Annotated in this window: 8 protein-coding genes and 2 pseudogenes; 7 read left to right on the forward strand and 3 right to left on the reverse strand. The window is 64.6% G+C overall.

Annotated features, from left to right (window positions below):
- The first annotated feature begins 56 nt into the window (after positions 1–56).
- Entirely contained in the window at positions 57–824 is a 768-nt protein-coding gene (locus tag D9X30_RS10170; protein ID WP_153948593.1) for an SDR family oxidoreductase, read from the forward strand.
- Positions 825–969: 145 nt separating this feature from the next.
- Here D9X30_RS10170 and D9X30_RS10175 read toward each other — a convergent pair whose 3' ends face one another.
- Positions 970–1,449 (reverse strand): RidA family protein, encoded by a 480-nt coding sequence (locus D9X30_RS10175; protein WP_153948594.1) that lies wholly within the window; start codon positions 1,447–1,449, stop codon positions 970–972.
- A 309-nt stretch (positions 1,450–1,758) separates the two neighbouring features.
- Here D9X30_RS10175 and D9X30_RS10180 point away from each other — a divergent pair, with 309 nt between their 5' ends.
- From D9X30_RS10180 to lpdA, 6 genes and pseudogenes are all read left to right on the forward strand, one after another.
- Positions 1,759–2,367, forward strand: coding sequence for a Fur family transcriptional regulator (locus tag D9X30_RS10180; RefSeq protein WP_153948595.1), 609 nt, complete (start codon positions 1,759–1,761; stop codon positions 2,365–2,367).
- Positions 2,368–2,510: 143 nt separating this feature from the next.
- Positions 2,511–3,422 (forward strand): LysR family transcriptional regulator, encoded by a 912-nt coding sequence (locus tag D9X30_RS10185; protein WP_153948596.1) that lies wholly within the window; start codon positions 2,511–2,513, stop codon positions 3,420–3,422.
- Between the two features lie 145 nt (positions 3,423–3,567).
- Positions 3,568–4,740, forward strand: a complete 1,173-nt coding sequence (locus tag D9X30_RS10190; protein WP_153948597.1) for a YbfB/YjiJ family MFS transporter — start codon at positions 3,568–3,570, stop codon at positions 4,738–4,740.
- Between the two features lie 307 nt (positions 4,741–5,047).
- Positions 5,048–5,776: an SDR family NAD(P)-dependent oxidoreductase gene (locus D9X30_RS10195; protein WP_153948598.1), complete on the forward strand. Its 729-nt coding sequence runs from the start codon at positions 5,048–5,050 to the stop codon at positions 5,774–5,776.
- A 169-nt stretch (positions 5,777–5,945) separates the two neighbouring features.
- A pseudogene (locus tag D9X30_RS10200) lies at positions 5,946–6,161 on the forward strand (biotin/lipoyl-containing protein); the annotation flags it as partial.
- A 183-nt stretch (positions 6,162–6,344) separates the two neighbouring features.
- The gene (gene lpdA, locus D9X30_RS10205; RefSeq protein WP_249640934.1) at positions 6,345–7,760 is read left to right on the forward strand and encodes a dihydrolipoyl dehydrogenase; all 1,416 of its coding nucleotides are present in this window, start codon (positions 6,345–6,347) and stop codon (positions 7,758–7,760) included.
- Between the two features lie 75 nt (positions 7,761–7,835).
- On the opposite strand, the gene D9X30_RS10210 is transcribed toward lpdA, so the two are convergent.
- Together D9X30_RS10210 and D9X30_RS10215 are read right to left on the reverse strand one after the other, a co-directional pair.
- Positions 7,836–8,456, reverse strand: a complete 621-nt coding sequence (locus D9X30_RS10210) for a hypothetical protein (protein WP_153948600.1) — start codon at positions 8,454–8,456, stop codon at positions 7,836–7,838.
- Between the two features lie 781 nt (positions 8,457–9,237).
- Positions 9,238–9,702 (reverse strand): annotated as a pseudogene (locus tag D9X30_RS10215) (hypothetical protein); the annotation flags it as partial.

Consider the following 9,702-nt stretch of genomic DNA (forward strand, 5'->3'; position numbering starts at 1 on the left):
GCGCCCGGCGCGGTAGCACGACAACCACTACACTAGCGAGCACAACAGGAGACAGCATGACCACTACAGCCGCTGCAACAGCAACCGAGCCCGCCCAGTCCCATCCGAAGGTTGCCCTGGTCATTGGCGCGGGCGACGCCACCGGCGGTGCCATTGCCCGCCGCTTTGCGCGCGAAGGCTATATCGCCTGCGTGACCCGCCGCACGGCCGACAAGCTGCAGCCGCTGGTCGATGCTATCCGCGCCGACGGCGGCCAGGCGTTCGGCTACAGCAGCGACGCCCGCAAGGAAGACGACGTGGCGCAGCTGTTCGAGCAGATCGAATCCGAGCACGGCCCCATCGAGGTACTGGTGTTCAATATCGGCGCCAATGTTCCCAGCAGCATTCTGGAAGAAACGCCGCGCAAGTACTTCAAGATCTGGGAAATGGCGTGCTTCAGCGGCTTCCTGAACGGACAGGCCGCCGCGCGCCGGATGGTGGCGCGCGGACGCGGGACCATCCTGTTCACCGGCGCCACGGCGGCATTGCGCGGGGCCGCCAACTTTGCGGCCTTCGCCGGTGCCAAGCACGCGCTGCGCGCGCTGGCCCAGAGCATGGCGCGCGAACTGGGTCCGCGCAACATCCACGTGGCCCATGTGGTGGTCGATGGTGCGATCGACACCGCCTTTATCCGCGATACGTTCCCGGAACGCTATGCGCTCAAGGGCCAGGACGGCATTCTGGACCCCGACCATATCGCCGAAAACTACTGGTACCTGCACACCCAGCCGCGCGACGCATGGACATTCGAGCTCGATCTGCGGCCGTATATGGAGCGCTGGTAGGCAGCGGCCGCCCGGGCGCCGGCGGCGCGCGATCAGGTACGCAGGTCGGCCAGCATCTGTTCGGCCAGCCGACAGGGCTTCCATACCGACATCGAGGACTTACCCCCCCACAGGCGGGCCACCCTATCCGAACGGATGCGGCAATTCAGGCGTCGTCGGCCCGGTCGGGCTTGACCTGCGCGATGACCACCAGGATCACCGCGGCGTCGGCCGGCTGCTGGGTCTGGGCATAGACGGCGCGGGCGTGGCCGGCCTTGTCGCCGAGCACATCGGCGAACAGGTCCGAGGCGCCGTCCACCACCGCGGGCTGGTCCAGCATGCCCGGGGCGCTGGTCACGAACCCTTCGACCCGCACGATATGGTCAAGGCGATCGAACCCGCCCAGATGCGCGTGGATCTGCGCCAGCACGTTCAGCGCCGCCAACTGGGCGGCCTGCCTGCCCTCGGCCACGGTCAGGTCACGGCCGACCTGCCCCCGCCAGAGGACCTTGCCGTCCTGCAGCGGCAACTGGCCGGAGACGAACAACAGATCGCCCGCGCGGCTGACGGCGGTATAGCTGCCCAGCGGCTGCGGGGGTGGCGGCAACGTCAGGCCGCGCGCGGCCAGTCTTGTTTCGACGGACATGATGGCTCCTTTTTCCTTGGGTTCCTGCTGCATCGGCGCGGTGCGCCGTTCGCTTGGCACCCACTATAGGCGTCAGCCATGTGCCGATAAACGGACCCGGCAGAACAGGAATTGATACATCGGGGAACAAGTGCGCCGTTCAGCCCGAGGCGGGACGGGGTGCGGTGTCCGGTAGCACGCCCGCTCCGACCGCGAATTAATGTCCGGCTAACGAACGTCGGCTAGGCTGCCCGTCGTTCTGCCGCCGCCAAACGACCCACTGGCAAGCCGGTCCGGGACCGGGACCCACGTACGGATCCAATTGGCCGAATGACCCGCGCCGACCGGTTTGGCATTGTCATGCGCTTGGGGCGGCGGCTAGCCTGCTTGGCCACCTTTCCGGCACCCCCGTGCAGCCGGCCGGCGGAAACCGAGCGCCCTGATATTCCGGAAATGCCTGGCGAAAAGCATCCATTGTCGATTCAGCTGCTTGAGACCCACCGTCTCACGCCCAATGCCGCGCGCGTTGCGCTGATGGAAATCCTGCTGGCATCGCCACAGCGCCATTTGAATCCCGAACAGCTTTGCGCGGCGATGCTCAGGCGCAATAACGGCCAGTCCATTTCCTCGTTCAAGAAGGCCATTTACGACCTGGCCGATCTGGGGCCACTGGCGCGCGTGGTGGTATCGGACAAGAAAAACCGGTCGGTGACGTTTTACGAACTGGCCGACCAGCCGGTTCACCGCCACTTGTATTGCACCCACTGCGCCAGCCTGACCGAAGTGTTCGACGCCGCCCTGGAGCAGACCGTACGCCAGCACTTTCTGGCACACGGGCTGATACCCGCCAAGGCCGATCTCGCCCTGCCGGGGATTTGCGCCGATTGCCAGCCACGTTCCCCGGCGCCCTGCCCGGCGACAAGCGCGGCGCCATGTTGACGGCCCGCCGTGGCCGCACGGTGGTGGCCGCCACACGGATGAGTGGCATCGCATACACTTTGGTCAATTGAAGCTGCCACCGTGATGTCGATCGCCCCGAGGTGGCTCATCATTGCGTTCTGCCACCTGCGCCGCACCCGACCATGAAGCGCCAATTCGACGATCTACAACTGGGCAGCATCGAACTGTTCTGCCTGGCGGCCGAACTCAGCAGCTTTACGGCGGCGGCCGTGGCGGCGGGCGTGACCCCGGCGGCGGTCAGCCGCAGTGTGTCGAGGCTGGAAGAGCGGCTCGGTGTCAGGCTGTTCGTGCGCACCACGCGCCAGATCCGGCTGACGGACGAAGGCCGCACCTACTTCGAGGAAACCCGCCAGGCGCTGGCCCAGCTGGTGGATGCCGAGCGGCAGATCAGCGGCCAGCACGCCACGCCTGCCGGCCGGCTGCGTATCAGCCTGCCCACCCCGTACGCGCACTATCGGGTGCTGCCGGTGCTGCCCGAATTCCGCGAACGCTATCCCGAGGTCGACATCGACGTCCATATCAGCAACCGCAATGTGGACTTTGCCGATGATACGTATGACCTGTCCGTGCGCGGCCGTGCGCCCGACGACTCCACGCTGATCGCGCGCAAGCTGGAAGATGCGGAAATGGTGGTGGTGGGCACACCCGCCTACCTGAAACGCCACGGCACCCCGAAAACGCTCGACGACCTGCTGGCGCACGAGTGCATCCAGTTTGAACGGCCTAGCAGCGGTCGACGCATCCCGTGGACGTTCCGCCAGGACGGCGAGGATATCGACGTGGTGACCACCGGCGCCATTGCCACATCCGAGGACGCACTGGGCGGCGCCACGCTGGCCCGGGCCGGCGCGGGCCTGTTCCAGACTTATCGCTTTGTCGTCGAGCAGGACCTGCGTGAAGGCACGCTCGTCGAAGTGCTGCAGGAATATGGCGGCAGCACGCGCCCCTTCGTGCTGCTGTATCCACACGCGCGCCATGTGTCGCGGCGAGTGCGCACATTGGTCGACTTCCTGGTCGACAAATTCTCCGCGTAGAGACACTCTTTTTTGCGCAACCGGAATATCACTTGATACATGGCGGAACAAGCCACGGGTTGGACTGGCCTTATCATTCCTTTATCAATATTTTTAAATCGTCTTCCATCTCATTTAGAGAATAATGGAATGGCGTCTTCCGATCATGCCGAACCCCACGACCGCCAACCATGCCGCGCTGCAAACCCGACGTGAAGCCGACGCGGGGAAATCGCTGGGCGAAGCCGTTGCGGCAGCCCTGGCACTGGCCGTAGCGATGGGCTTTGGCCGCTTTGCGTTTACCGGCATGTATCCGCTCATGGTCCGAGACGGCACGATGAGCGTGGCGACGGGGTCGCTCGCCGCATCGGCCAATTACGCAGGCTACCTGCTGGGTGCCCTGCTGGCCGCGCGTATCGCGCATGCCCAGGCCGGCTTCTGGTCGCGTGTGGCGCTGGCCGGGACGGTAGTGTCGCTGGCGGCGCTGGCCTTGCCGCTGCCCGCTCCGCTGCTGATCGTCGTTCGCCTTGTCGCGGGCGTGCTCAGCGCAGTGGCCTTGGTCAGCGCCGCATCGTGGCTGTTGCATGTGCGCGGCCGACACGATGGCGCGCCGCTGATGTTCTCCGGCGTGGGGATCGGCATCGTGGTTTCCGCCGAACTGATCGCCATGGGCAACCTGGCACGGTGGCACAGTCTGGCGCTATGGCTGGGGCTGGCCATCGGCGCACTGATACTGAGCGGGCTGGCATGGCGGGCGCTGGGCCTGCGGGCCCGCACCGGCGATGCCTCGCCTGCCACCGCCGCACCGCAGGGCACCCTCGGGCCGGCGCCACTGATCGCCAGCTATGGCCTGGCCGGCTTTGGCTACATCATCACCGCCACCTATCTGCCGCTCTTCGTACGCGACGCGCTGGGGCCGATCGATCCCATCCACGTGTGGGCCGTCTTCGGCCTGGGTGCGGCACCGTCCTGTTTCCTCTGGCATGCCGTGCATGCGCGGCTTGGCACCCGCCGCGCCATGCAATGGAATCTTGGCGTGCAGGCCGTTGGCGTGGTGCTGCCCGCGCTGAGCCATACGGCGCTGGCCTACCTGGCCAGTGCGGTACTGGTCGGCGGCACCTTCATGGGGACGGTCACCATCGCGGCGCCTGCCGCGCGCCGTCTGGCCCACAAGGTCAGGTTCAACCTGTTTGCCGTGATGACGGCAGCGTATGGCGTGGGCCAGATCGTTGGCCCGCTGGTGTCCTCGGCATTGATGCACGGCGGCAACAGCTTCGGGGCACCGCTGGGCCTCGCCGCCACGGCACTGGTGATCGCCGCCACGCTCTGCGCGCTTTGATCGGAGCTTCCGTGCTTACGCAGGGGCGGCGCCGTAGAAACGCGGCAGCACCGTCCGGGCCAGTTCGGGCGCGCCGCGTTCCACGGCTATGCACCACATCCGGTGCGCTCGCGCTGGGTGCCGGGATCGCGATGGTCCGACAAACCGCCGCATCATGCCGCGCCCGCGCACTTGTTACCGCCGCGCATAACTGTTTGTGTGCCGATGTCGTTCAATCACGGGCTTGCCTCACCTACATTTCCAGCCATCGACCACGTCGATTCGATCGGCAGCGATGCCAAGGTCAACCCAATCAATGAGGCAAATCATGAGCAACACGCAAACCACCCCAGCCACGCAAAAGGTCGCCATCGTCACGGGCGCTTCGCAAGGTATCGGCGCCGAGCTGGTCAAGGCCTATCGCCAGCGCGGCTACCGCGTGGTGGCCACGGCGCGCAGCATCCAGCAACCCGATGACGCCAACATCCTGGCCGTGCCGGGCGACATCGCCGATCCCGACACCGCCCGCCGGGTGGTCTCGCAAGCCATCGAGACGTTCGGCCGTGTCGATGCGCTGGTCAACAACGCCGGCATCTTCATCGCCAAGCCGTTCACCAGCTATACGGCCGAGGACTACATCACCAAGACCGGCGTGAACCTGGCCGGCTTCTTCTACATCACGCAACTGGCCATCGCCCAGATGGAAAAGCAGGGCAGCGGCCACGTGGTGAGCATCACCACCAGCCTCGTCGACCATGCCATCCAGGGCGTGCCGTCGGCGCTGGCATCGCTGACCAAGGGCGGCATCAACGCCGCCACCAAGTCGCTGGCCGTGGAATACGCCCGCCGAGGCATCCGAGTGAACGCGGTGTCCCCCGGCATCATCAAGTCGCCGATGCACGCACCGGAAACCCACGAAGCGCTTGGCGCGTTGCACCCGATGGGCCATATGGGCGAAATGCGCGATATCGCCGAAGCCGTGCTGTTCCTGGAATCGGCACCGTTCATCACCGGCGAGATCCTGCACGTCGACGGGGGCCAGAGCGCCGGCCACTAAGCCTTCGGGCCGCGCCCCGACACCGCGCGGTCTTTCCCGCCACCGGCCCGCCCCTATAGGCGGGCCGTTTGCATTGATGCGGGTAAACCCTGATTCGCGTATCTCATGACTGACGGCGTGCTCTCCTAGACTGGAAGCTTTCGCCACACGAGAACCCGAAGGGAAAACCATGGCCACGATTGAAGTGAAGGTGCCCCAGCTGTCCGAATCCGTCTCGGAAGCCACGCTGCTCCAGTGGAAGACGAAGCCCGGCGAAGCCGTCCAGCGCGACGAGATCCTCGTGGAACTGGAAACCGACAAGGTCACGCTGGAAGTGCCTTGTCCGGACAACGGCGTCCTGACGCAGATCGTCAAGCCGGACGGCGCCACTGTTCACGCAGAAGAGGTGATCGCCGTGGTGGACACCGACGCCAAGGCCACCGCAGCCGCCCCGGCTGCCACGCAGGCACCTGCCCCTGCGCACGCCCCCGCCGCGGCACCCGCCCCCACTCCGGCCACTGCAGCGCCCGCACCCGCATCCGCAGCGGCGACAGGCGGCGCCAGCCCTTCGGCCAAGGCCGACTTCGACGTGATCGTGATCGGATCGGGCCCGGGCGGCTATATCGCCGCCATCCGGGCCGCGCAACTGGGCAAGACCGTGGCCTGCATCGAGGAATGGAAGGACGATGCGGGCAAGCCACGCCTGGGCGGCACCTGCCTGAACGTGGGCTGCATCCCCAGCAAGGCGCTGCTGGCGTCGTCCGAGCACTTCGAACACGCGCAGCACGGCATGGCCGACCACGGCGTGCAGATCAAGGGCGTGTCGCTGGACCTGCCGCAGATGATCCGCCGCAAGGCCGCCATCGTCGACAAGTTCACCGGCGGCGTGGAATTCCTGTTTCGCAAGAACAAGGTCACCTGGATCAAGGGACACGGCAAGTTCAAGGGCCGCGCGGCCGATGGCGTAGTCACCGTGGAAGCCAGCGACGGCGGCGACACCAGGCCCTATACGGCACGCAATGTCATCATCGCCACGGGCTCGAAGGCCCGCCACCTGCCTGGCGTGCCCGTCGATAACAAGATCGTGTCCGACAACGAAGGCGCCCTGTCCTTTGATTCCGTGCCAAAGAAGCTGGCCGTGATCGGCGCGGGCGTGATCGGGCTGGAACTGGGCTCGGTATGGCGTCGCCTGGGAGCCGAAGTGACCATTCTCGAAGCCTTGCCCGCCTTCCTGGGCGCCGTTGACGAAGCCATTGCCAGGGAAGCCGCCAAGGTGTTCAAGAAGCAGGGGCTGACCATCCATCTGGGCGTCAGCATCGGCGAGGTGAAAGCCAGGGCCAAGGGCGTGACCATCGCCTACAAGGACCAGTCCGGCGCCGAGCAGAAACTTGAAGCCGACCGGCTGATCGTGTCGATCGGCCGCGTGCCGAACACCGACAACCTGGGCCTGGACGCCGTGGGCCTGTCCGCCGACCCGCGCGGCTTCATCCCCGTCGATGACAACTGCCGCACCTCGGTGGCCGGCATCTATGCCATTGGCGACGTGGTGCGCGGCCCGATGCTGGCGCACAAGGCCGAGGACGAAGGCGTGATGGTGGCTGAAATCATCGACGGCCAGAAGCCGCACATCGACTACAACTGCATTCCCTGGGTCATCTACACCGAGCCAGAAATTGCCTGGGTGGGCAAGACCGAAGCGCAATTGAAGGCCGAAGGCCGCGAATACCGCACCGGCCAGTTCCCGATGCAGGCCAACGGCCGCGCCATGGGCATCGGCCGCCCCGAGGGCTTCATCAAGATGATCGCCGACGCGAAGACCGATGAACTGCTGGGCGTCCACATCATCTCCGCCAATGCCTCGGACCTGATCGCCGAAGGCGTGGTCGCCATGGAGTTCAAGGCCGCCTCCGAAGACATCGGCATGATCTGCCACCCCCACCCATCGCTGTCCGAGGTCATGCGCGAAGCCGCGCTGGCGGTGCAGAAGCGGGCGCTGAATATGTGAAAGGCGCCTGTCCGGGAAACACCTGCTTCCGTACGCCATTCAGTGTGCGGAAGCAGGAATCGGCGAACGCCGACATCAGTCGAACTCCCGTGCGCGCTCGCGGGCCATTTCTTCGAAGACCTCCCTGCCTTCGCCCACATGGCGCCAGAAACACGCTTGCCAGGCGTCCGTGGCACCCGCCAGAAACGCCTCCTGCTTGTCCTTGTCGAGCGACTCCCAGTAAGGCTCCCAGTAAGGCTCCCAGTACACGTACCACCAGTACTCGATATTGCCCTGCAAGAACCCGAAGGCCGTTTCCGCCAATTCGGGGAAGGCTACCCAGGGCTCCGGCGGCTGAAGGCCCATCGCAATCAGGCGTCGGCACACTTCCACGTCGTTGGTGGAAACTTCCGCGCAAATGCCGTTGAATTCCTCATAGGTATGAAAGATCAGGCGGTTCCCGGCATCCGTGCGCCCAGCGTATGTGCTTTTCCCAATCAGGTCATAACCTTGCGTTACGACTTCACGCAATGCCGGCACCTTCTCAGGCAGCAGATGCACGCCAGTGCTGACCGCTTCCATTGACCTGTCCCGCAAATCCAGAAACAACGGATAGGCGCCCAGCGACTGGAAGGCCTCGTCGTCCAGTGGACGGCTGAACATGGCCTGCGCTTCTTCCAGGGAAATGCCGCATATCGCACGATAGGCACGCTGCAAGGATCTCTCCATCTCGCGTCGGGCCCGCGTCTCGGGACGCATGGGTCTGTGATCGGCGAGCGTGTCAAGGACCTTCCCTCGCGGGCCATTTCTTCGAAGATCTCCCTGCCTTCGCCCACATGGCGCCAGAAACACGCTTGCCAGGCTTCCGTGGCGCCCGCCAGAAACGCCTCCTGCTTGTCCTTGTCGAGCGATTCCCAGTAAGGCTCCCAATACACGTACCACCAGTACTCGATATTGCCCTGCAAGAACCCGAAGGCCGTTTCCGCCAATTCGGGGAAGGCTACCCAGGGCTCCGGCGGCTGAAGGCCCATCGCAATCACGCGTCGGCACACCTCCACGTCGTTGGTCGATATACCCGCACAGATCCCATTGAATTGCTCATAGGTATGAAAGATCAAGCGGTTCCCGACATCCGTACGCCCAGCGTATGTGTTTTTCCCAATCAGGTCATAACCTTGCGTTACGACTTCACGCAATGCCGGCACCTTCTCAGGCAGCAGATGCACGCCAGTGCTGACCGCTTCCATTGACCTGTCCCGCAAATCCAGAAACAACGGATAGGCGCCCAGCGACTGGAAGGCCTCGTCGTCCAGTGGACGGCTGAACATGGCCTGCGCTTCTTCCAGGGAAATGCCGCATATCGCACGATAGGCACGCTGCAAGGATCTCTCCATCTCGCGTCGGGCCCGCGTCTCGGGACGCATGGGTCTGTGATCGGCGAGCGTGTCAAGGACCTTCCCTATGATCTTGCGGATCTCGCTCATTCGAAACCCCGGCATCAGTCGAACTCCCGTGCGCGCTCGCGGGCCATTTCTTCGAAGATCTCCCTGCCTTCGCCCACATGGCGCCAGAAACACGCTTGCCAGGCTTCCGTGGCGCCCGCCAGAAACGCCTCCTGCTTGTCCTTGTCGAGCGATTCCCAGTAAGGCTCCCAATACACGTACCACCAGTACTCGATATTGCCCTGCAAGAACCCGAAGGCCGTTTCCGCCAATTCGGGGAAGGCTACCCAGGGCTCCGGCGGCTGAAGGCCCATCGCAATCACGCGTCGGCACACCTCCACGTCGTTGGTCGATATACCCGCACAGATCCCATTGAATTGCTCATAGGTATGAAAGATCAAGCGGTTCCCGACATCCGTACGCCCAGCGTATGTGTTTTTCCCAATCAGGTCATAACCTTGCGTTACGACTTCACGCAATGCCGGCACCTTCTCAGGCAGCAGATGCACGCCAGTGCTGAC

Source organism: Cupriavidus sp. U2, from assembly GCF_009663685.2.
GTDB lineage: Bacteria > Pseudomonadota > Gammaproteobacteria > Burkholderiales > Burkholderiaceae > Cupriavidus > Cupriavidus necator_C.

Coding starts and splice junctions, on each gene's coding strand:
- D9X30_RS10170 (WP_153948593.1), top strand. CDS start 57: ATGACCACTACAGCCGCTGCAACAGCAACCGAGCCCGCCCAGTCCCAT.
- D9X30_RS10175 (WP_153948594.1), bottom strand. CDS start 1,449: ATGTCCGTCGAAACAAGACTGGCCGCGCGCGGCCTGACGTTGCCGCCA.
- D9X30_RS10180 (WP_153948595.1), top strand. CDS start 1,759: ATGACCCGCGCCGACCGGTTTGGCATTGTCATGCGCTTGGGGCGGCGG.
- D9X30_RS10185 (WP_153948596.1), top strand. CDS start 2,511: ATGAAGCGCCAATTCGACGATCTACAACTGGGCAGCATCGAACTGTTC.
- D9X30_RS10190 (WP_153948597.1), top strand. CDS start 3,568: ATGCCGAACCCCACGACCGCCAACCATGCCGCGCTGCAAACCCGACGT.
- D9X30_RS10195 (WP_153948598.1), top strand. CDS start 5,048: ATGAGCAACACGCAAACCACCCCAGCCACGCAAAAGGTCGCCATCGTC.